21 protein-coding genes and 2 riboswitches are annotated in these 21319 nt (G+C 74.2%); of the genes, 15 read left to right on the top strand and 6 right to left on the bottom strand.

What is annotated here, in order from left to right; all coding sequences use genetic code 11:
* Nucleotides 1-79 precede the first annotated feature (79 nt).
* Nucleotides 80-1102 (top strand): class II fructose-bisphosphate aldolase, encoded by a 1023-nt coding sequence (gene fbaA / locus CGE01nite_RS08065; protein ID WP_048342333.1) that lies wholly within the window; start codon nt 80-82, stop codon nt 1100-1102.
* Between the two features lie 87 nt (nt 1103-1189).
* Here the strand turns inward: fbaA and CGE01nite_RS08060 are convergent, their stop codons facing one another.
* Nucleotides 1190-1624: an STAS domain-containing protein gene (locus CGE01nite_RS08060; RefSeq protein WP_082156254.1), complete on the bottom strand. Its 435-nt coding sequence runs from the start codon at nt 1622-1624 to the stop codon at nt 1190-1192.
* A 68-nt stretch (nt 1625-1692) separates the two neighbouring features.
* On the opposite strand from CGE01nite_RS08060, the gene CGE01nite_RS08055 reads away from it, so the two are divergent.
* Complete coding sequence (locus CGE01nite_RS08055; protein WP_229747500.1) at nt 1693-3909, top strand: ATP-binding SpoIIE family protein phosphatase; 2217 nt, start codon at nt 1693-1695, stop codon at nt 3907-3909.
* An 84-nt stretch (nt 3910-3993) separates the two neighbouring features.
* Here CGE01nite_RS08055 and CGE01nite_RS08050 read toward each other — a convergent pair whose 3' ends face one another.
* The gene (locus tag CGE01nite_RS08050; RefSeq protein WP_048342334.1) at nt 3994-4353 is read right to left on the bottom strand and encodes an STAS domain-containing protein; all 360 of its coding nucleotides are present in this window, start codon (nt 4351-4353) and stop codon (nt 3994-3996) included.
* Between the two features lie 137 nt (nt 4354-4490).
* Between CGE01nite_RS08050 and CGE01nite_RS08045 the strand changes: the two genes are divergently transcribed.
* Both CGE01nite_RS08045 and CGE01nite_RS08040 read left to right on the top strand, forming a co-directional pair.
* Complete coding sequence (locus CGE01nite_RS08045) at nt 4491-4919, top strand: DUF3151 domain-containing protein (protein ID WP_048342335.1); 429 nt, start codon at nt 4491-4493, stop codon at nt 4917-4919.
* Between the two features lie 156 nt (nt 4920-5075).
* A complete protein-coding gene (locus CGE01nite_RS08040) occupies nt 5076-6362 on the top strand; it encodes an adenylosuccinate synthase (protein ID WP_048342336.1) in 1287 nt (428 codons plus the stop codon).
* An 84-nt stretch (nt 6363-6446) separates the two neighbouring features.
* Here the strand turns inward: CGE01nite_RS08040 and CGE01nite_RS08035 are convergent, their stop codons facing one another.
* Nucleotides 6447-7823 carry an MFS transporter gene (locus CGE01nite_RS08035; protein ID WP_141370120.1) on the bottom strand — a complete coding sequence of 459 codons (1377 nt, stop codon included), beginning with the start codon at nt 7821-7823 and terminating at the stop codon, nt 6447-6449.
* 88 nt (nt 7824-7911) lie between these two features.
* On the opposite strand from CGE01nite_RS08035, the gene CGE01nite_RS08030 reads away from it, so the two are divergent.
* From CGE01nite_RS08030 to CGE01nite_RS07990, 9 genes are all read left to right on the top strand, one after another.
* Nucleotides 7912-8571 (top strand): ArsR/SmtB family transcription factor, encoded by a 660-nt coding sequence (locus CGE01nite_RS08030; RefSeq protein ID WP_141370118.1) that lies wholly within the window; start codon nt 7912-7914, stop codon nt 8569-8571.
* 61 nt (nt 8572-8632) lie between these two features.
* On the top strand, nt 8633-9895 hold the full coding sequence (purD, locus tag CGE01nite_RS08025; protein WP_048342337.1) for a phosphoribosylamine--glycine ligase: 1263 nt from the start codon (nt 8633-8635) through the stop codon (nt 9893-9895).
* 145 nt (nt 9896-10040) lie between these two features.
* A complete protein-coding gene (locus tag CGE01nite_RS08020) occupies nt 10041-10673 on the top strand; it encodes a hypothetical protein (RefSeq protein ID WP_170210917.1) in 633 nt (210 codons plus the stop codon).
* Nucleotides 10674-10729: 56 nt separating this feature from the next.
* Nucleotides 10730-11662: a phosphoribosylaminoimidazolesuccinocarboxamide synthase gene (locus tag CGE01nite_RS08015; RefSeq protein ID WP_048342339.1), complete on the top strand. Its 933-nt coding sequence runs from the start codon at nt 10730-10732 to the stop codon at nt 11660-11662.
* A 26-nt stretch (nt 11663-11688) separates the two neighbouring features.
* Entirely contained in the window at nt 11689-13164 is a 1476-nt protein-coding gene (locus tag CGE01nite_RS08010; protein ID WP_141370114.1) for an amidohydrolase, read from the top strand.
* A 112-nt stretch (nt 13165-13276) separates the two neighbouring features.
* Nucleotides 13277-13540 (top strand): phosphoribosylformylglycinamidine synthase subunit PurS, encoded by a 264-nt coding sequence (purS, locus tag CGE01nite_RS08005; RefSeq protein ID WP_048342341.1) that lies wholly within the window; start codon nt 13277-13279, stop codon nt 13538-13540.
* Entirely contained in the window at nt 13537-14232 is a 696-nt protein-coding gene (gene purQ / locus CGE01nite_RS08000; protein ID WP_048342342.1) for a phosphoribosylformylglycinamidine synthase subunit PurQ, read from the top strand. Before purS ends, purQ begins: the two co-directional genes overlap by 4 nt.
* 3 nt (nt 14233-14235) lie before the next feature.
* Nucleotides 14236-15246, top strand: a complete 1011-nt coding sequence (locus CGE01nite_RS07995; RefSeq protein WP_048342343.1) for a GNAT family N-acetyltransferase — start codon at nt 14236-14238, stop codon at nt 15244-15246.
* A gap of 654 nt (nt 15247-15900) precedes the next feature.
* Nucleotides 15901-16443: an LLM class flavin-dependent oxidoreductase gene (locus tag CGE01nite_RS07990; protein ID WP_170210919.1), complete on the top strand. Its 543-nt coding sequence runs from the start codon at nt 15901-15903 to the stop codon at nt 16441-16443.
* A 243-nt stretch (nt 16444-16686) separates the two neighbouring features.
* On the opposite strand, the gene CGE01nite_RS07985 is transcribed toward CGE01nite_RS07990, so the two are convergent.
* Nucleotides 16687-17940, bottom strand: a complete 1254-nt coding sequence (locus CGE01nite_RS07985) for an O-succinylhomoserine sulfhydrylase (protein ID WP_229747499.1) — start codon at nt 17938-17940, stop codon at nt 16687-16689.
* Entirely contained in the window at nt 17937-18350 is a 414-nt protein-coding gene (locus tag CGE01nite_RS07980; protein ID WP_141370110.1) for a rhodanese-like domain-containing protein, read from the bottom strand. Before CGE01nite_RS07980 ends, CGE01nite_RS07985 begins: the two co-directional genes overlap by 4 nt.
* 5 nt (nt 18351-18355) lie before the next feature.
* Nucleotides 18356-18468, bottom strand: a riboswitch (SAM riboswitch).
* 119 nt (nt 18469-18587) lie between these two features.
* Nucleotides 18588-18701, top strand: a riboswitch (SAM riboswitch).
* 37 nt (nt 18702-18738) lie between these two features.
* Between CGE01nite_RS07980 and CGE01nite_RS07975 the strand changes: the two genes are divergently transcribed.
* Complete coding sequence (locus tag CGE01nite_RS07975) at nt 18739-20175, top strand: aminotransferase class V-fold PLP-dependent enzyme (protein WP_141370108.1); 1437 nt, start codon at nt 18739-18741, stop codon at nt 20173-20175.
* Between the two features lie 14 nt (nt 20176-20189).
* Here CGE01nite_RS07975 and CGE01nite_RS07970 read toward each other — a convergent pair whose 3' ends face one another.
* Nucleotides 20190-20651 (bottom strand): DUF2867 domain-containing protein, encoded by a 462-nt coding sequence (locus CGE01nite_RS07970; RefSeq protein ID WP_048342347.1) that lies wholly within the window; start codon nt 20649-20651, stop codon nt 20190-20192.
* A 124-nt stretch (nt 20652-20775) separates the two neighbouring features.
* On the opposite strand from CGE01nite_RS07970, the gene CGE01nite_RS17165 reads away from it, so the two are divergent.
* Entirely contained in the window at nt 20776-21312 is a 537-nt protein-coding gene (locus CGE01nite_RS17165; RefSeq protein ID WP_048342348.1) for a TetR/AcrR family transcriptional regulator, read from the top strand.
* The last annotated feature ends 7 nt before the right edge of the window (nt 21313-21319 follow it).

Genomic DNA, 21319 nt, shown 5'->3' with positions numbered 1-21319 from the left:
TCCCGGACGCGCGAACGCCCGGTAGTGGCAAACTCGGGGGCGACACCACCCCCACACAAGCCACAGGAGATGTGAGCAGATGGCTATCGCCACCCCCGAGGTCTACGCGGAGATGATCGACCGGGCGAAGGCGGGCAAGTTCGCCTACCCGGCCGTCAACATCACGTCGTCGCAGACCGTCACCGCCGCCATCCAGGGCTTCGCGGAGGCTGAGTCCGACGGCATCATCCAGGTCTCGGTCGGTGGCGCGGAGTACGCGTCGGGCTCGACGATCAAGGACCGGGTCTCCGGTTCGCTCGCGCTCGCGGCGTACGCGACCGAGGTCGCCAAGCACTACGGCGTGACGATCGCGCTGCACACCGACCACTGCGTCAAGAAGAACCTCGACTCGTGGGTCCGCCCGCTGCTCGCCCTCGAGGCCGAGCAGGTCAAGCGCGGCGAGAACCCGACGTTCCAGTCGCACATGTTCGACGGCTCGGACATCCCGCTCGACGAGAACCTCGTCATCGCCGCGGAGCTCCTCGAGCTCTCGCAGGCCGCGCGCACGATCCTCGAGATCGAGGTCGGCGTCGTGGGTGGCGAGGAGGACGGCCACGAGGCCGCGATCAACGACAAGCTCTACACCACGGCCGAGGACGGCCTGGCCACGGTCCGCGCGCTCGGTTCGGGCGAGAAGGGCCGCTACCTGACGGCCCTCACGTTCGGCAACGTGCACGGCGTGTACAAGCCCGGTGCGGTCAAGCTGCGCCCGTCGATCCTGGCGGACATCCAGAAGGCCGTCGGCGCGGAGCTCGGCAAGGAGTCGCCGTTCGACCTCGTGTTCCACGGTGGCTCGGGCTCGACGGCCGAGGAGATCGCCGAGGCGGTCGACAACGGCGTCATCAAGATGAACATCGACACGGACACGCAGTACGCGTTCAGCCGCCCGGTCGCGGACCACTTCTTCCGCAACTACGACGGCGTGCTGAAGATCGACGGCGAGGTCGGCAACAAGAAGGCCTACGACCCGCGCGCGTGGGGCAAGCTGGCCGAGGCCGGCATGGCCGCGCGCATCGTCGAGGCTGCCCAGCAGCTGCGCTCGGCGGGCCAGAAGCTGCGCTGACCCAGCGCTGACGCACCCGCGTCGCACACGACGAGCCGCGCGGTCCCTGGAGGGGCCGCGCGGCTCGTTCGTTCGTGGCGACCGGCCTCAGTGGGGCCGGGCGTCCGGTGCGACGGGCTGGAACTCGCGCTCGTCGCTCTCCTCGACCACGTCCAGCAGCTCGCCGATGCGCGTGACCTCGAGGAGGAAGCGCACGGTCGGCGGGACGCGCAGCAGCCGCACGCGGTGCTGCGAGCGGATCGACAGGCGCGCGAGGAACGCGACGCCCGACGAGTCCATGAAGGTGACGTGATGCGCGTCGACCTCGATCGGCAGCCCGACGTTCTCCGCCTCGGTCGTCGCCTCGTGCAGCTCGGCCCCGAGGTCGGCGTCGACCTCCCCTGACAGGACGATCCTCGTCGCGTCCGCCCCGACGATGACGTGGACGCCCCCCTGCTCCCCGTCGCGGTGCGACGGGTCTTGCGCGGGACCGGCCGTCGGCTGGACGGGCCCGCCCTCGATCGTGCTGTTACCGTCGCGCACGGTGCTCCTTCCGGCGAGGACGACGCCAGGACGGCGTCGCTCCCGTTCGGCACGCTAGACGATCGGAGGTGGTCGCGGTCAACACCCAGGGCACGACGAGTACGTCCGGATCTGTCGCGAGTCACGGCTCCGGTGGTGCCGACGACCGTCCGGAGCCGCCCTCGGTCGACGTCCTGGCGCTCGCGCTGGAGTCCACGCAGGTGCCGTTCGCGATGTGCGACGCGCGCGACCTGCGCATCGTGTGGGCGAACGCGGCGTTCGAGCAGGCCACGGGGTACGACGCCGCGGGCGCCCGGGAGCGCCAGCGCCGCCCCGTCCCGCCGGAGGTCCGGCGGCACGGCGAGATGGCCGCGCTGCGGGCGCGGCTGCAGCGCGGCGAGCCGACGACGGCCGAGCTGTCGATCCCGCGCGCCGACGACTCGCTGTTCCGGTGCAAGGTCCACTTCTCACCCGTCCCGCACCCGGGCGGGGGTGCGCCCGAGCGCTGGATCGTGGCGTTCGAGGACCGCACCGAGCGCCTCACGCACGATGCCGAGCAGGCCCGGATCGTCGAGGCCGAGCGGCAGGAACGTCGCAGCGTCAACATCATCGTGCAGGTCTCGGACCTGCTCATGGACGTGACGGACCGCGTGACGCCCCTGCACGAGATCGCCGCGCTGCTGCGGCGCACCGTGGTCCGGTGGGCGTCGTTCTACGTCAACGACGGCGGCCTGCGTCCCCTGGACGCCGCGAGCGACCTGCGACCGCCCTCGGGCCGCGGCAGCAGGCACGGCGAGACGCGGCGCGCGGACGGCGGCGACGAGGCGCACGCGCCGCAGGACGAGGTGCAGCAGCTCCTCGACGGCGACAAGGACCGGCCGGTCGAGCTCGTCCTCGACCACGCGCACCCGCGCGCGTCGGCGTCGCACTGGCTCGCCGAGCGGATCGCGCGCGAGACGAGCGGTGACGTGACGGTCGGCGACGTGGACGGCCGTCAGGGGCGCGGGGGAGTCATGGGTGGCGGCCGGGCGTTCGTGCTGCCCGTGCCGGGGCGGCGCCGGGTCATCGGCGTGCTCGTCGTCCAGCCGCGCGAGCCCGGCGAGCTCGACGAGGCGACGACGACCGTGCTCGAGCTCATCGCGCGGCGCGTCGGGCTCGTGCTCGACAACGCGCGCCTGTACGACCGTGAGCACCGCCTCGCCGAGACGCTGCAGCGCGCGATGCTCCCGCAGCAGGCCGAGGTCGAGGGCCTCGACGTCTGGACCTACTACGCGCCGAACTCCGAGAACGCGCAGGTCGGCGGCGACTGGTACGACGTGCTGCAGATCGCCCCCGACGTCGTCGGCGTGGTGATCGGCGACGTCGTCGGGCACGACGTCGAGGCCGCGGCGGCGATGGGCCAGCTGCGCTCGGTCGTGCGGTCCTACGCGTACGACGTGACTCTGCCCGGCCCGGTGCTCGAACGTGTCGACCAGCTCGTCGCGGGCATGCGCATCCCGCGTGCGGCGGGTCTGGTGCTGTCCACCCTGCACCGCGACGGCGAGGCGTGGCGCCTGCGCTGGTCGCGCGCCGGGCACCTGCCCGTGCTGCACGTGCGCGAAGGTCAGGTCACCCAGCTCCTGGGGGCCGGCGGGCCGCTCGTCGGGTTCGGCGGCGGGCAGCGGGACACCGCCGAGCTCGTCCTTGCGCCGGGTGACGTGCTCGTCTACCACACGGACGGGCTCGTCGAACGGCGCGACCGGGACTTGCGCGAGGGCCTGCAGGCGCTCGCCCAGGTCGTCTCGGCGGTCACCGCTCGCGACTCCGCGGGCATCGGCGAAGAGCTGCTGTCACGGCTCGCGGACCACCCCGAGGACGACGTCGCGGTCGTCGTCGTGCGCGTCCCCGACCCCTGCGACGTCGCCGAGCGCGGACGCAGCCCGCGGCGCCGGCGCTGGTCCCTGCCGAGCGAGGCCGCCTCGGTGGCCCGCGCGCGGCACGCGGTGGTCCGCACGTGCCACGCGTGGGAGATGCCGGACGCAGCGAACGCCGAGCTCGTGGTCTCCGAGCTCGTCGCGAACGCCGTGCTGCACGGGTTCGGTCATGTCTCGCTGCAGCTCTACGACACGGGCGACGGCCTGCGCATCGAGGTCGAGGACGGCAACCCTGCCCCGCCCGTGTCCACCGACGGCCACCCGGGCCGCGTCGGCGGGTTCGGCATGCAGATCGTCGAGCGGCTCGCCGACTGGGGCTGGCGGCAGTCGAGCCGCGGCAAGGTCGTGTGGGCGAAGGTCCGCCCGGGCGCGCTGCCGGCGACGGGGCGCTGACGCGGCGCCCGGTTCAGACGCCCGGGCGGGTCAGTTGCACACGCGTACGGTCACGCCGGGTCCGGTCGCGGCGCACGCAGGGGCTCAGGTGCTGGCGGGGGCCGAGAAGTCGCTCGCCGGCCGGGCGTCCTCGCAGCGGTGGTCCGGGTCGACCCGGAACAGCTCGAGCGCGCCGCAGACCTCGAGGACGAACAGGTCGCGCGGGTCCGCGCCGCGCAGGGCGGCGGCACCGCCGCGCTTGCGCGCCGAGTCCGCGAGGGCGATGAGGAACGCGGCCCCCGTGGAGTCCATGAACGTCACGCGGCACATGTCGATGACGACGAGCTGACGGCGCAGACCGACGACCCGCGCGGCGACCTCGGGGAACTGGTCGCGCTCCGCGAGGTCGAGGTCGCCTGTGATGACGAGCGTCGTGCTCGTCGGCGACGTGGAGATCTCGATCATGGTCCGTCCCCAAGGGGTGTGCTGGCTCGGCTGCTCGACCCTAGTTGGCCCTGCGGACGTGCGCACGCCGAACCGCGGCGGAGTCGGACACCTGTCCGGATCTGCCGCGGGCCTCCGCGACGCGGCACACTGACACCATGACGCACGAGAACCTCCTCGGTGGCCCCGAGCCCACGCTCCTGCCCGCCGACGGCCCGGACGCGGACGCGCGCGCGGCGCTCGGTGCAGGCGACGACGCGCGCCAGGCCGTGCGCGTGGCGCCGTCGGCCTCGATCGTCTGGGCGCTGCTCGCCGAGCGGGCGCTCGAGGACACCGGCGACCCGGTCGCGGCGTACGCGTACGCGCGCACCGGCTACCACCGCGGTCTCGACGCGCTGCGCAAGGCGGGCTGGCGCGGTCGCGGGCCGATCCCCGCCCACCACGAGCCCAACCAGGGCTTCCTGCGCTCGGTGCTCGCGCTCGCCGAGGCCGCCGACGCGATCGGGGAGACCGACGAGGCCGAGCGCTGCGGCCAGCTCCTGCTCGACTCCGGGACCTCGCTCGACGAGGTGTCCGGGCTGCGCTGAGCGCGCCTGATCGCCGTCGTCGTGGGCGTCGCGGGCCCCGCCGCCTGTGGACCGGACCTGACCGCTTCTTGACCATCGGGTACCCTCTCGGAGGTACCGGGTACCTGCCGCCCCGTGCCCTTCCGGCCCGTCTGGCAGCGTGGGAGTAGTGATCAGATGCCCGCCGTCGTGGTGCTCGGCGTCCAGTGGGGCGACGAGGGCAAGGGCAAGGCGACCGACCAGCTCGGCTCGCGCATCGACTACGTCGTGAAGTTCAACGGCGGCAACAACGCCGGCCACACGGTCGTCGTCGGTGGCGAGAAGTACGCGCTGCACCTCCTCCCGTCCGGCATCCTGTCGCCCGGCGTCGTCCCGGTCATCGGCAACGGTGTCGTGATCGACATCGAGGTCCTGTTCGCCGAGATCGACGCGCTCGAGGCGCGCGGTGTCGACACGTCGCGCCTGCTCGTCTCGTCGGCCGCGCACGTCATCGCGCCGTACAACCGCACGGTCGACAAGGTCACGGAGCGCTTCCTCGGCAAGCGCCGGATCGGCACGACCGGCCGCGGCATCGGGCCCACGTACGCCGACAAGATCAACCGCGTCGGCGTCCGCATCCAGGACCTGTTCGACGAGAACATCCTGCGGCAGAAGGTCGAGGGCGCCCTCGACCAGAAGAACCACCTGCTGGTGAAGGTCTACAACCGCCGCGCGATCACGGTCGACGAGACGGTCGAGGACCTGCTGCGCTTCGCCGAGCGCCTGCGCCCGTACGTCGCGGACACGCCGCTGGTGCTCAACCAGGCGCTCGACGCGGGCAAGACGCTCGTCTTCGAGGCGGGCCAGGCGACCATGCTCGACGTCGACCACGGCACGTACCCGTTCGTGACGTCCTCGTCGGCCACGGCCGGTGGCGCGTGCACGGGCTCGGGCATCGGCCCGACGAGGATCGACCGCGTCGTGGGCGTCGCGAAGGCGTACACCACGCGCGTCGGCGAGGGGCCGTTCCCCACCGAGCTGCTGGACGACGACGGCGAGTGGCTGCGCCAGACCGGCGGCGAGTTCGGGACGACGACCGGGCGGCCTCGTCGGACCGGCTGGTACGACTCGGTGGTCTCGCGGTACGCCTCGCGCGTCAACGGGCTCACGGACATCGTGCTGACCAAGCTCGACGTGCTCACGGGCCGCGACCGCATCCCGGTGTGCGTCGCGTACGACGTGGACGGCACGCGGCACGAGGAGATGCCCGCGGACCAGTCCGACTTCCACCACGCCCGGCCGGTGTACGAGTACCTGGACGGCTGGACGCAGGACATCACGGGCGCGCGCGAGCTCGACGACCTGCCCGCCGCGGCGCAGCGCTACCTGCAGTACCTCGAGGACATCTCGGGTGCGCGGATCAGCGCGATCGGCGTCGGCCCTGGCCGTGAGGCGACGATCATCAAGCACGACCTGCTCGACTGAGCACCCCGACCGACGAGCGAGGCCCGGACCCCCGAGGGGATCCGGGCCTCGCTCGTTCTCGCGGGCCCGGGAGCGCCCCAGGGCTCAGGCGGTGGCGAGGTCCGGGTTGGCGGCCTCGGCCGCCCGGACGGTGCTGCGGCGGACCGTGAACACCGGGTACGACGCGGCGAGCGCGGTGACCACCGCGGCGCCGACGAGCACGGGGGCGATCCCCACCTGCTCGCCGATCACGCCGGCCAGCAGCGCGCCGATCGGCATGAGCCCGTAGCCGATCGTCCGGCCCGCGCCCGACGTGCGGCCGAGCAGGTGCCGGGGGACCACGCGCTGGCGCAGCGACATCGAGATCGTGTTGCCGATCGTGTTCGTCGCGCCCAGCAGCACCATGACGACGCCGATCGCCTCGACGGTCGGGACGAGTACCGGGACGAGCAGCATCGGGGCGACGACGCCCCAGCAGACGTACATCACGCCGAGCTCGGGCAGGCGGCGCACCAGGCGCTCGGTCAGCAGCGAGCCCCCGATCGCGCCGAGTGCGAACAGCGTCGCGAGCAGCGCGTAGTGCTCGGCGCGGATCCCGACCTGCGAGCCCGGACCGACGGCCCACAGCAGGAACACGGCCATGTACGCGGTGTTCGCCATGTTCATCACGCCGCCCGCGAGCACGAACGGCCGCAGCACGGGGTGGTGCACGACGTACCGGACGCCCTCGCGGACGTCGGCGCTCGCCCGGGTCGGCTCGGAGCGCTCCGCGCGGTACCGGCCGGGGATGCCGCGCAGCAGCACGACGACCGCGATCACGGCCATCGCGGCCGGCACGCCGAGCACCCAGCCCGTGCCGAGCGCGAGCAGGCCACCCGCGAGCGGGCTGCCGACGAACGTGTTGGTGACCTGCTGCGTCGCGAGGACCCGCCCGTTGGCGGCCTGCAGCCGGCTGCGCGGGACGAGGTCGGGCACCAGCGCGGTCTGCGCCAGGTCCGCGAACACCTCGGTCACGCCGTACGCGAGGACGAGCAGGACGAGCACGACCATCGACAGCTGGTCGGTGAGCGCGAGCGCGGCGCCGGCGGCCAGGAGCATGCCGCGGGCGGCGAGCGCGAGGACCTGCGCGTTGCGGCGGTCGGTGCGGTCGATCACGACGCCCCCGACGAGGCCGAGCAGCAACCAGGGCAGCCACGTCGCCGCCGCGAGCAGGGAGAGCTGGCCGGGGGACCGGGTCAGCGTCAGGGCGACGAGCGGGGCGCCCATCTGGACGACGCCGTCGCCGAGGTTCGCCAGGCCCGTTGACGTGAGCAGCGCGGTGAACCTGCGTCCGAGCGGCTCGAGGGCGACGGGGGTGGGGGTGTCGGTGGTCGGTGCAGCGGGCGGGTCGAGGTTGGTCGTCTCGCTGGTCGTCGTGCCCGTCGTCGCGGCGGGGCCCGTCGAGGCCGTCGCGGTGGTCGGCGCGTGCGTGCTCGTGGTCATGGTTGCCCCGTTACGCTGGTCGTAGGATGCAGAGAATCGGATGCAAAGGATTCTCTGCAAAGGAAGCGATGCAAAGGTATCTCTGCATATGACGCAGCGCAAGGGCCAGGACGAGACGGACGTGCCCGAACTCGCCGACGTGTCCGAGCCCCCGACCCCGGAAACCGAGCGGCCGGCCCTCGAGTTGCCCAACCCGCTCGGCGCCGAGGCGCTCAAGGCGTTCGCCCACCCGCTGCGCATCGCGATGTACCGGTACCTGTCCGCGCACGGCTCGGGCACGGCGAGCCAGATCGCCCGCGCGCTCGGCGAGAGCACGGGGCAGACCAGCTACCACCTGCGCCAGCTCGAGCGGCACGGGATCATCGAGGACGACCCCCACGCGGCGCCCGGCGGGCGCGAGCGCTGGTGGCGACCGGTGGGCTTCAGCCTGGACCGGCGGAACATGCAGGAGCCGGGTGCGCGGCTGGCGATCCAGACGACGCTGCGCGCGGTCATCGCCGAGCGCGCGGAGACGCTCCAGGAGTGGTTCGACTCGATCGACGACGCGGCGCCGTGGGACGACGCGGCGCTGCACACGTCGTCGACGTCCAGCCTCTCGCTCGAGGAGGCGGAGGCGCTCGAGGTCGAGCTGCAAGAGGTGCTCGACCGGCACACCGACGCCGCCAAGGCGCGCAAGGACGCGGGTGACGGGCTCGACCGCCGGCGCGTGCGCGTCTACCTCGACGTGTTCCCGCTGCCCGTCGACTGACCGGGCGGCGGAGGCGGACGCGCGCGGCGGGCGTCGCACGCGCCCCGGTACGCTCGCCGCCGTGAAGATCCTCGTCGTCGGAACCGGCGCCCGTGAGCACGCGATCATCCGAGCCCTCTCGCTCGACCCGGCCGTGACGGAGCTGCACGCCGCCCCGGGCAACCCCGGGATCGGCGCGCTCGCCACGCTGCACGCGGTCGACCAGCTCGACGGCGCCGCGGTCGCCGACCTCGCGCGCACGCTCGGCGCGGACCTCGTCGTCGTGGGTCCCGAGGCGCCGCTCGTCGCCGGCGTCGCCGACGCGGTCCGTGAGGCCGGCATCCCGGTGTTCGGCCCGTCCGGTGCGGCCGCGCGGCTCGAGGGCTCGAAGGCGTTCGCCAAGGAGGTCATGGCCGCCGCGGGCGTGCCGACCGCCGCGCCGCGCGTCGCGACGACCGTCGAGCAGGCCGTCGCCGCGATCGACGAGCTGGGCGCGCCGCACGTCGTCAAGGAGGACGGTCTCGCGGCGGGCAAGGGCGTCGTCGTGACCGACGACCGTGCGGCCGCGATCGAGCACGCCCGAGCGTGCCTCGCGAAGGAGGGCGGCGCGGTCGTCGTCGAGGAGTACCTCGACGGTCCCGAGGTCTCGCTGTTCGTCCTGTCGGACGGCGTCGACGTGGTCCCGCTGGTCCCCGCGCAGGACTTCAAGCGTGCGCTCGACGACGACCAGGGCCCCAACACCGGCGGCATGGGCGCGTACACCCCGCTGCCGTGGGCGCCCGAGGGGCTCGTCGACGAGGTGCTCGACACCGTGGCCCGCCCGACCGTCGCCGAGATGGCCCGCCGCGGCACGCCGTTCGTCGGCGTCCTGTACTGCGGGCTCGCGCTGACCAGCACGGGCGTGCGCGTCGTCGAGTTCAACGCGCGCTTCGGCGACCCGGAGACGCAGGTCGTCCTCGCGCGGCTGCGCACGCCGCTCGGCGGCGTGCTGCTGGCGGCTGCGACGGGCGGCCTGGGTGCGCTGCCGCCGCTCGAGTGGTCCGACGAGGCGGCCGTGACCGTCGTCGTGGCGTCGCAGGGCTACCCCGCGGCGCCGCGCACGGGCGACGTCATCGACGGGCTCGCGGCGGCCGACGAGGTGCCGCACGTGCACGTGCTGCACGCGGGCACCGCGCTCGACGACGAGGACCGCGTGGTCAGCGCGGGCGGGCGGGTCCTGTCGGTGACCGCGACCGGCACCGACCTCGCGGACGCCCGCGCGGCGGCCTACGCAGGCGTCGCGCTCATCACGCTCGACGGCGCGCAGCACCGCACGGACATCGCGCTCAAGGCCGCCTCCGCCTGAGCCGCCGCGCGCCGCACGCGCGACACGGCGGCCGGCGGCGTCGGGGATCGGGTGAACCGCGACCGAAACGGCCACGGCGGATGCTCTCGTCGTGCCATGCTGCGCGCGCCGCGCGCGGGTGCGCGGCCTCACCCAGGGAGAGACCGTGCGCTACAACCCCCCGCCCACGTGGCCCACCGCACCCGAGGGCTGGCAGCCGCCCCCCGGGTGGGAGCCCGACCCGTCCTGGCCGGCCGCGCCCGAGGGATGGCAGCTGTGGGTCGAGGACGAGGACGAGGACGGGGCCGAAGAGGCCGCGCTCGCGGCCGCGCACCGGGCACAGGCCGTCAAGACGTTCTGGATCGGTGTCGGCGTGTTCGTAGCCGGCGCGATCTCGACGATCGTCGCGAGCGGGTCGTCCGGGGGGATCATCTGGTACGGCGGCATGATCTTCGGCGCGATCCTGCTGTTCCGGGCAGTCACGGCCTACCGCGCGTCGCGCTCGGCGGGCGGCGCTGCGCTCGGCGCACAGGGCAAGGGCCTCGCCGTCGCCGGGGTCGTCGCGTGCCTCGTCGTCGGCGGGGTAGCGGTCAGCATGTGGGCGGAGTCCGAGTCGCTGGAGCCCACGGCGGGTTCCTGCTGGAAGGTCGACGGCGACCAGGCCGTGCTGATCGGGTGCTCGCACGCGCACGACTTCCGTGCCGTGCAGGTCGTCAAGGACGAGGCGCAGTGCCCCCAGACCGCGGTCGGGTGGGTCGAGGGCGACGGCACCGACCTGGTGTGCCTGGCCGAGGACTGACGTCCGGTCGGCGGGCGCGACGTGACCGCGCGCGTCGGGGCGGTCACACTGGAGCCGTGACTCTTGATGCCACGGACGCCTCGACCGCGACGGTCCCCGGCTGGACCCACACCTACTCGGGCAAGGTCCGGGACCTGTACGTCCCGGACGACACCGCGGACGGGCAGGCGGTGCGGGACGCGCACGGCGACGTGGTGCTCGTCGTCGCGAGCGACCGCGTCTCCGCGTTCGACCACGTGCTGAGCCCCGGCATCCCCGACAAGGGCGTGGTCCTCACGCAGCTCTCGCTGTGGTGGTTCGAGCAGCTCGCGGACCTCGTCCCGAGCCACGTGGTCTCCACCGAGGTGCCTGCCGTGGTCGCCGGGCGCGCGATGATCTGCCGGCGCCTGCAGATGTTCCCGGTCGAGTGCGTCGCGCGCGGGTACCTGACGGGCTCGGGCCTCGCGGAGTACCGCGCGTCGGGCGAGGTCACGGGCATCGCGCTGCCGGGCGGCCTCGTCGACGGCTCGCGGCTGCCCGAGCCGATCTTCACGCCCGCGACCAAGGCCGACCTCGGGGAGCACGACGAGAACGTGCCGTTCTCGGTGGTCGCGCAGACCGTCGGCGAGGAGACCGCCGCCGCCCTGCGCGCCCTGACGCTCACGGTGTACGCCCGCGCGGAGGCGATCGCGCGCGAGCGCGGCGTGATCCTCGCGGACACCAAGCTCGAGTTCGGCACGGACCCGGCGACGGGCGCGATCACGCTCGGCGACGAGGTGCTCACCCCCGACTCGTCGCGGTTCTGGCCCGCCGACCAGTGGCAGCCCGGCCACCCCCAGGCGAGCTTCGACAAGCAGTTCGTGCGCGACTGGCTGGTCTCGGCTGCCTCCGGGTGGGAGCGCGCGTCGGACGCGCCGCCCCCGCCGCTGCCCGCCGACGTCGTAGAGCGGACGCGCGAGCGCTACCTCGAGGCCTACGAGCGCCTCACCGGCGTCCCGCTCGCGGTCTGACCGCCCTCGGCACGCAGGGAGAGCCCGTGGGTGACGTCCTGCTCCGCGCGGTGCGCCGCGCCGGGGACGACGAGCCCGTCGACGTGCTCGTGCGCTCCGGGCGGCTCGCCGCGGTCGGGTCCGCGCTGCCGCGCGTGGCCGGCGTGGAGGAGGTCGACGGCCAGGGTCGGTTCGTCGTTCCCGGGCTCTGGGACCAGCACACCCACCTCACGCAGTGGGCGTTGGTGCGGCGCCGGCTCGACCTGTCGTCCGCGACCTCGGCCGCGCACGCGCTGACGCTCGTCGCGGACCGGCTGGCCGCCGCGCCACCGACCGGTGGTGCGCCGCTCGTCGGGCACGGGTTCCGCGACGGGCTGTGGCCCGACGAGCCGACCGTCGCCGCGCTCGACGCGGTCGCCGGCGACGTGCCCGTGGTGCTGGTCTCCGGGGACCTGCACTGCGCGTGGGCGTCGAGCGCCGGACTACGGTTCCTCGGTGCCCGCACCGTGGCCGGGCTGCTGCGCGAGTCCGACTGGCTGCCGCTGCAGGGCCGGCTCGAGCACCTGCCGGACGCGACGGTCGACGCGCTGGTCGGCGAGGCGCTGGCTGACGCGGCGGCGCGGGGCGTCGTGGGCGTGGTCGACGTCGAGATCGCCGACAACCTCGCGGTGTGGCGGCGGCGGGCGACCGCCGGGCCGGTGCCGGTGCGCGTGCGGGCGGGGGTGTGGCAGCCGTACCTCGACCGGGTCGTGCGGGAGGAGCTGAGCACCGGCGACCCCGTGGCCGGCGCGGGCTCGCTCGTCGTGCAGGGTCCGCTCAAGGTGATCGTCGACGGCTCGCTGAACACGCGCACGGCCTGGTGCGACGAGCCGTACCCGGGGACCGCCGACCACGGCGTGCTCTCGGTCCCGTCGGCCGAGCTGGTCCCGCTGCTCGCGCACGCGACGCGTCACGGGTTGCAGGTCGCGGTGCACGCGATCGGCGACGCCGCGGTCCGGCTCGCGCTCGACGCGATCGCCACGACCGGGGCGCGCGGCTCGGTCGAGCACGCACAGCTCGTCGCGGCCGACGACGTCGAGCGGTTCGCGGCGCTGGGGGTGGTCGCGAGCGTGCAGCCCGCGCACCTGCTCGACGACCGTGACGTCGCGGCCCGGCACTGGGCGGGGCGCACGGATCGCGCGTTCCCGTACGGGGCGCTGCACCGGGCGGGCGTGCAGCTCGCGTTCGGCTCGGACGCGCCCGTCGCGCCGCTGGACCCGTGGCTCGCGATCGACGCGGCGGTGCATCGTGCCGCACCGGGCGACGCGCCGTTCCACGCCGCGCAGGCGGTCGCGGCCGACGTCGCGCTGGCGTCGTCGGTGGACGGGGAACCGCTCGCGCTGCGGGTCGGTGGGCCTGGCGACCTCGTCGTGCTGGACGACGACCCCGTGGCGCTCGCGGCGATGCCCGGCGGTCTCGTCGGGATCGGTGTCGCGGGGACGATGGTCGCGGGCAGGTGGGCGTTCCGGGACGGCTCGCTGTGACCGCGTCGGCCGGTCCGGTGGCGGCGTCCGACGGGCGGGCGGCGGGGCGGGGCGTCGGCGACGGTCGGTAGACTCGCCGCCGCACCCCCGCCGCGCAACCAGGAGCTGACCCGTGGGACGAGTTGTCGTCGACGTCATGCCGAAGCCCGAGATCCTCGACCCGCAGGGCAAGGCCGTCGCCGCCGCGCTGAGCCGGCTGGGCTTCGACCAGTTCGCCAACGCGCGGCAGGGCAAGCGGTTCGAGCTCGAGGTCGAGGGCGAGGTCACCGACGAGGTGCTCGCCGCGGCCCGGGCGGCCGGTGAGCAGGTGCTCTCCAACCCGGTCATCGAGGACGTCGTCGCGGTCTACGCCGACGAGACGGCGGTCACGGCGTGAGCCGGATCGGCGTCGTCACGTTCCCCGGCACCCTCGACGACCGGGACGCCGCACGCGCCGTGCGGCTCGCGGGCGGTGAGCCCGTCGCGCTGTGGCACGGCGACGCCGACCTGCACGGCGTGGACGCCGTGGTGCTGCCCGGCGGCTTCTCGTACGGCGACTACCTGCGCGCGGGCGCCATCAGCCGGTTCGCGCCGGTCATGAGCGAGATCGTCGACGCCGCGAACCGCGGCCTGCCGGTGCTCGGCATCTGCAACGGCTTCCAGGTCCTCACCGAGGCGCACCTGCTGCCCGGCTCGATGATCAAGAACGACCACCTGCACTTCGTGTGCCGCGAGCAGGTCCTGTCGGTCGACAACGTCGACACGGCCTGGACCCGCGACTACACGCAGGGCGAGCGCATCACGATCCCGCTGAAGAACCAGGACGGCCAGTACGTCGCCGACGAGCACACGCTCGACGAGCTCGAGGGCGAGGGCCGGGTGGTGTTCCGCTACCAGGACGTGAACCCCAACGGTTCGCGCCGCGGCATCGCGGGGATCAGCAACGCGCGTGGCAACGTCGTGGGGCTCATGCCGCACCCCGAGCACGCGGTCGAGGAGGGCTTCGGCCCGGACGGTGGGAAGGGTCCGCGCACGGGCACGGACGGTCTGCGTTTCTTCACGTCGGTCCTGCACGCGCTCGTCGGCTGACGCATGGGGGTCGCGCTCGCGCACGTCGGCTGGGACGACGAGCACGCGGCGCAGCTGCGCACCGCGCAGCAGGCCGAGCTGCGTGAGCGGTACGGCGACGACGACATCGGTCACGAGATGACCGGCGAGTCGATCGTCGCGATGGTCGTGCTGCGCGAGGACGACGAGCCGGTCGCGTGCGTCGCGCTGCGTGACGCGTCCGACGAGCTCGGTGCCGGCGTCGCCGAGGTCAAGCGGCTCTACACCGTGCCGGGCGCGCGCGGACGGGGGCACTCGCGGCGCGTGATGCTCGAGCTCGAGCGACTCGCCCACGAGCAGGGCTGGACCCGGCTGGTCCTGGAGACCGGCGTGCTCCAGCCCGAGGCGATCGGTCTCTACCTGTCGCTCGGCTACCGGTCGATCCCCAACTACGCGGAGTACGTCGACGAGCCGTCGTCGCGATGCTTCGCCAAGGACCTGACCGCCAGCGCTGCGCGGGAGCGACCGAGTGCGCACGGCAGGCGTCCGCTCGCGGTCGAGGGCGGGCGTTCGCTCGTGATCGAGACCGTCGGGTGGGACGACGACACCGCGGTGGCGCTGCGCCGCGCCATGTGGGCATGGAACACGCGGACCTATCCGGAGCTGGTGACCGACGAGCCCGACCACGGCTTCGCCTCGGACGACGCGCGGCAGCGGACCGGCGAGCTCGTCACCTGGGTCGCGCGTCTCGACGACGAGCCCGTGGGCTGCCTGACGCTTCGGGCCCCGCGCGACGGGTACCCGGACGGGAGCGTGGAGCTCAAGAAGCTGTACGTGACCGATCAGGCACGCGGCGCCGGTGTGGCCCGCTCGCTGCTCGCCACCGCGCACGACGAGGCCCGTGCGCGAGGCTTCACCACCGCGGTGCTCGGCACGGGCATCCGCCAGCCCGAGGCGATCACGCTCTACCTCTCGGACGGCTACCGCCCGATCCGCCCCTTCACCAACCCCGCGCGCGACTTCATCACCCTCTGGTTCGCCCGCCCCCTCCACTGACCCCCGCCCCACCCACACCCCCGTCCCCGTCACGACCCAGCACCCGCTCCGGCCTGGACGCCGGATCCCCGGAGCGCACGCTGGTTCGTCGGGAGGGGTGTGCGCGACCCAGCACCTGCTCCGGCCTCGGCGCCGGCTACCCGGAGCGACCGCTGGTTCGTCGGGAGCGTGCCGCGCGACCCAGCGCCTGCTCAGGTCTCGACGCTGGGCGGCCGGAGCGACCGCTGGTTCGTCGGGGCGTGCGTGACCCAGCGGCCGCTCCGGCCTCGACGCCGGATAGCCGGAGCGACCGCTGGTTCGTCGGGAGCGTGCCGCGCGACCCAGCGCCTGCTCAGGCCTCGACGCTGGGTGGCCGGAGTGTGCGCTGGTTCGTCGGGGGCGTGCGCGACCCAGCGGCCGCTCCGGCCTGGACGCCGGATAGCCGGAGCGACCGCTGGTTCGTCGGGAGGGGGAGTGGGCTCGTCGTGGGGGTGGGGACGGGGGTGGGGGTGAAGTGGGTGGCGGTGGTGGACAGGGGCTGGTCGGGGCGCGGGTTGGCGGTTAGCCTTGCCCGCATGTTCTCGGTCCGGGTGTGTTGTCGCTGAGCTGACGACCCCGCGCGCCCGCGGCCCGACGGCCCTCGCTGCGCACCCGCACGACCCGAGGACTCCTCCCGTGGCTCAGCCCCTCACGCACGTCCGCGCGCCCCGCCCCCGCGTCGCCGACGATCTCGTCGTCCGCGCCCCGCTGCCCGCCGCCCAGCCGTCGCGGGGCACCGAGTTCGTCATCGACGACGCGACCCTCGACCCCACGACGATCGCGCTCGCCGCCGCCCGCGCGGACGTCATCCGCATCCGGCACGGTGCCGGGCTGCCGACGCATGCCGCGGTGCGCGCGCTGGTCCAGATGCTCGACGACGAGGTCGCCGCCGTGGGCAGGGACCGCGCCGACGTGCTCGTCGTGCTCGAGGTCGAGACGGTCGTCGCAGACGACGAGGCCGACGCCCACCGCCGGCGCGAGCACCTGATGTACGCCGCGGCGTTCTCCCACCTTGCTTGGCTGCCCGGGGACGCGATGCTCGTCGCGCCGATCGACGCGCTCGCCGAGGCGGTGGCGCAGGTGCTCCGACGCACGGGCGTGGACGCGGTCGAGCTCGCCCTCGTCGGCCCGTCACGCCGCCTGCTCCCCGAGGTGGCCGCCGCGCTCCACCAGCTGTGACCCGGCCAGGGCCGCTCGCTCACCTGCGTCGCGCCCCCGCACGCACCGCCCGTCGACCGCCACCACCCCACGACCCTGCGCGTGCGCCGGCATCGAGCGCTCAAGGCCGGAGCGGGTGCTGGGTCGTCGGGGGTGGGTTCGGTGAGGCAGCGGATGCTCCGGCTTCGAGTGCGGAAGGCCGGAGCGGGTGCTGGGTCGTGGGGTGGGCGGGTCGCGGAGGTCACCGGTGGGCGGCCGCAGAGGTCAGGTGAGGGTGGTGAGGGCCTGGGAGAGGTCGTCCTGGAGGTCGTCGACGTCCTCCAGGCCCACCGAGAAGCGGACCGTGGCCTCGCCGATGCCGACGCGTGCGCGGCCCTCGGGCCCGAGCTTGCGGTGGGTCGTCGTCGCGGGGTGGGTGACGATCGACTTCGCGTCGCCCAGGTTGTTCGAGATGTCGACGACGCGCAGCGCGTCCAGCACGCCGAACGTGGCCTTCTTCGCGACCTCGGGCGGGGCGTCCTGCGGAGTGCGGAGCGTGAACGTCACGACCGTCCCGCCCCCCGTCTGCTGCCGCAGCGCAAGGGCGTGCTGCGGGTGGGACGGCAGGAACGGGTAGCGCACCGACGCGACGGCCGGGTGCTCCTCGAGCCACCGCGCGAGCCGGAGCGCGGACGCGGCCTGGTGGCGCACACGGACGGACATGGTCTCGAGGCCCTTGAGCAGGACCCACGCGTTGAACGGCGAGAGCGACGGCCCGGTGTTGCGGATGAGGGTCTGCACGGGCCCTCGCACGAACTCCTCGGTGCCGAGGATCGCGCCGCCGAGCACGCGGCCCTGGCCGTCGATGTGCTTCGTCGCGGAGTAGACGACGACGTCCGCGCCCAGGTCGAGCGGGCGGGAGAACACCGGCGTGGCGAAGACGTTGTCGACGACGACGACGGCGCCCGCGGCGTGCGCGAGGCGCGAGACGGCTTCGATGTCGACCAGGTCCTGCATGGGGTTGGACGGCGTCTCGAAGAACACCACGTCGGCCGGCGTGGCCAGGGCCTGCTGCCACTGCGCGAGCTCGTGCCCGTCGACGTAGTCGGTCCGCACGCCCCACCGGGCGAGGATCTCGTCGAAGATCACGACGCTCGACCCGAACAACGCGCGGGCGGCGACGATCCGCGAGCCCTGGCCGACGAGCGCGGCGAGCGCGGTGAACACCGCGGACATGCCCGACGCGGTCGCGTAGCAGGCCTCGGCGCCGTCGAGCAGGCGCAGGCGCTCCTCGAACGTCGAGACGGTCGGGTTGTTGTAGCGCGAGTACAGGAACCGGTCGACCTCGCCCGCGAACGCGGCCTCGGCCTGGCCCGCGGACTCGTAGGTGAAGCCCTGCGTGAGGAACAGCGCCTCACCGAACTCCCCGAACTGCGAGCGCACCTGACCCGCGCGCACGGCGAGCGTGTCGGGGCGCAGGGACTCGACGGGGACGCGGCGCGCGTCCCAGTCGCCGGGGCCCGGGACGCGGGCGGTCACGCCTGCCGCCAGGGCAGACCCTCGGCGCGCCAGCCCCAGTGTCCGCGCTGACCATCGGGACCGATGTCGCCCTCGAAGCCGCGCAGCACGTTGTAGGCGGGCCCGAAGCCGGCAGCGGTCGCGGCCTGCGCGGCGGCGATCGAGCGCACGCCCGACCGGCACAGGAACACGACGGGCCGACCGTCGCCGGGCTCGAGACCGGCCAGGCCGAGCTGGTCGAGGAACGCGGGGTTGGGGCCCGCGGGCGTCAGCCACTCGACGAACGCTGCGCGGTCGCCCGCGTCCGAGGCGTCGGGGACGCCGATCTGGAGCCACTCGCCCTCCGTGCGCACGTCGACGAGCAGCGCGCGCTCGTCGGACGTGAGCAGGTCCCAGGCCTGCTGCGGGGTGAGGTCGCCTGCGTACGCCATGCTCTCCTCCATCGGTCCTGGCGGTAGCACCCTCGGCCGGTCGCCCGCCTCGTGAGGCAGGGACCGCGGGTTGCTGCGGCGTCGTCGAGCCAGATCTCTCGGCCGCTCTGGATGGTGGCAGGAGCGTAACGCCACGAGCCGAGGAGCATCCACCTGATGAACACAGTGTCCCGCTCTGCGAGACGTGTCCGTTCCGGCGTTGACAGTCGCGGGGCGCGATCGTCACCCTTGCCGTCAGGTCATGAGCGCCAGCGCGAAGCCCCGGCTCGCTGGCCGGCAACCCTCCTCCGCGGTGGGGTGCCCCGGGTGACGACCAGGCCGTGCACCGACCGGTGACGGCAAGCGCGGGACACCCCACAGGGGTCCCCGGATCCTCGGAGGTACCTCCATGACCGTCGTCGCCGAGCTCTCGCCGTGTCTCGAGGCCGTCTCGTCGGGCAGCCCGGCGAGCGCGACGGCCGCCCTCGCGCCCGTCGAGCCGCTGCTCCCCGTCGTCGGCGGCACCACCACCGTGCCGCTCGTGGACGGGACGCAGCGCGTCTACGCCAACCTCGACTACGCCGCGAGCGCACCCGCGCTGCAGGCGGTCGCGGACCGGGTCACGGAGGTGCTCCCGCTGTACGCGTCCGTCCACCGCGGTGCGGGCTACCTCTCGCAGGTCTCGACCGCGCTGTACGAGTCCGCGCGGCAGACGATCGCGCGGTTCGTCGACGCGCGGGAGGACGACGTCGCGGTCGTCACGCGTAACACGACCGACGCGCTGAACCTCCTGGCGGGCGTCATCCCGGCGGGCGGACGCGTGCTGGTGCTCGACCTCGAGCACCACGCGAACCTGCTGCCGTGGCTGCGCACGTCGGACCGGCACGCGCACGGGCACCGCACGACAATCCTGCCGATCGCGGCCACGGTCGCCGCGACGCTCGAGTCGCTCGCGGCGGAGCTCGCCGCGAACCCGTACGCGCTCGTCACGGTCTCGGGCGCGTCGAACGTGACCGGTGAGGCGCTGCCCGTCGAGCGTGTCGTCGAGATCGCGCACGCCGCGGGCGCCCGCGTGGCCGTCGACGGCGCGCAGCTCGTCCCGCACCGGGGCTTCTCGCTCGCAGCCACGGGCGCCGACTACGTCGCGTTCTCGGGGCACAAGACGTACGCGCCGTTCGGAGCGGGCGCGCTCGTCGGGCGCCGCGACTGGCTCGACTCCGGCACGCCGTACCTCGCAGGGGGAGGTGCGGTGCGCGACGTGCGCGCCGATCGGACGGTGTGGCAGCCCGCGCCCGCGCGGCACGAGGCCGGTTCGCCGAACGTGGTCGGCGCGATCGCGCTGGCCGAGGCGTGCGACGCGCTCGCCGCGCTGCCGGCGGGTGCGCTGGCCGCGCACGAGTCCGCGCTGCGCTCGCGGCTCGTCGAGGGGCTCGAGCAGGTGCCAGGTGTGCAGGTCGTGCGGATCTGGCCGGACGCCGACGAGCCCGTCGGCGTCGTCACGTTCACGGTCGCCGACCACAACCCGGGCCTGGTCGCGGCCTACCTCGCGGCCGAGCACGGCATCGGCGTGCGCGACGGCCGGTTCTGCGCGCACCCGCTGCTCTCCCGGCTCGGCGCGTCCGAGGGCGCGATCCGTGCGTCGGTCGGTGTGGGGACGCCGAGCGAGGCCGTGGACCGGCTGGTCGGCGCGCTGCACGCGTACGTCGCCGACGGTCCCCGCTCGCGCTACGAGGTGGTCGACGGGTGCTGGGCGGTGGTCGACGACACGCGTCCGCTGATCGAGGTGCACGGCCTGGACCACCTGGCTGCCACGGCGGCGGCCGCCTGCGGACCCGCGCTGGACTGAGCGGGCCGCTGCGGTCAGCGCGCGAGCACGTGCGCCGCGCGGTTCAGCATGCTGCGCACGACGACGGGGTGCAGCGCACGCACGGGCAGGAAGTAGAGCCGGCCGCGGCGGTTGTGCAGCCGCACGTTCGTCGTGACCGCGACGAGGCCCGCGTGAGCGTCGACCGCGACGCCGCACCGGAAGTCGAGGTGCCGGTCGTCGGCGACGATCAAGGCCTCGCCGCACGACGCGTCACCGGCCACCTCGTCGACCGCGAACGTCGAACGCGGCGCGCGGGGGACGCCGAGCAGCGGGACGAGGAGCTGCCGCAGGCCGAGCGCGGCGCGCACCCAGCCGGGCATCGTGCGCAGCGAGAAGGTCGCGTCGGCCCAGGCGCGCGGGTCGGTGGGGGCGCCCGCGGGGAGCCGGATGATCGTCGTGTCGGCGTAGTCCGGCGGGAAGTCCCGCAGCGCGAGCGACCAGCGAGTGCCTGTCATCGTCGTCCCCCGTCCTGTCTGCCGAGCCCGGCCGGCCCACACCCGTCCGGCGGGTCGTCGGGCTCAGGTGACACGGCGTCCGTACGGCGCCGTATGGAAGCGACCGTACGGTAGCGTACGGATTATGGTCAAGGCCTCGACGACCAGGCAGGCGTGGGTCGACGCCGCCTACACGACGTTCCGGGACGACGGCCTCGCCGCCGTGCGCGTCGAACCCCTCGCGCGCGCGCTCGGAGCGACGAAGGGCTCGTTCTACTGGCACTTCGCCGACCGCGCCGAGCTCGTCTCGGCGGTCGTCGCGCGCTGGGAGGAGGAGCGCACCGACGCCACCATCGCGCTCGCGCAGACCGGTGGCGACGCCCGCCAGCGGGTCGAGGCGCTGTTCTCGACCGTCGCGCACCAGCGCCACGACTCCGCGACGCTCTACGTCCAGGCCGCCGCGGAGGGCGTCGGCGACGCCGTGGCTCGCGTGTCGCAGCGGCGCGTGGACTACCTCGCCGACCTGCTCGTCGAGCTCGGGCAAGCGCCCGACGAGGCGCGCCGTCGGTCGTTCGTCGCGCTCGCGACCGTCGTCGGGGTCGGCCAGCTCGCCGCGGTCGGGATCGGCCCTGACGACCCGGACGCGCTGACAGCGACCGCCCTGGCCATGGTGCTCGCCTGACGGCGTG

The organism is Cellulomonas gelida, assembly GCF_006538725.1.
Lineage (GTDB): Bacteria > Actinomycetota > Actinomycetes > Actinomycetales > Cellulomonadaceae > Cellulomonas > Cellulomonas gelida.
Note: the sequence above shows the minus strand (reverse complement) of the source record. Positions and strands in the feature narration are given on the sequence as shown.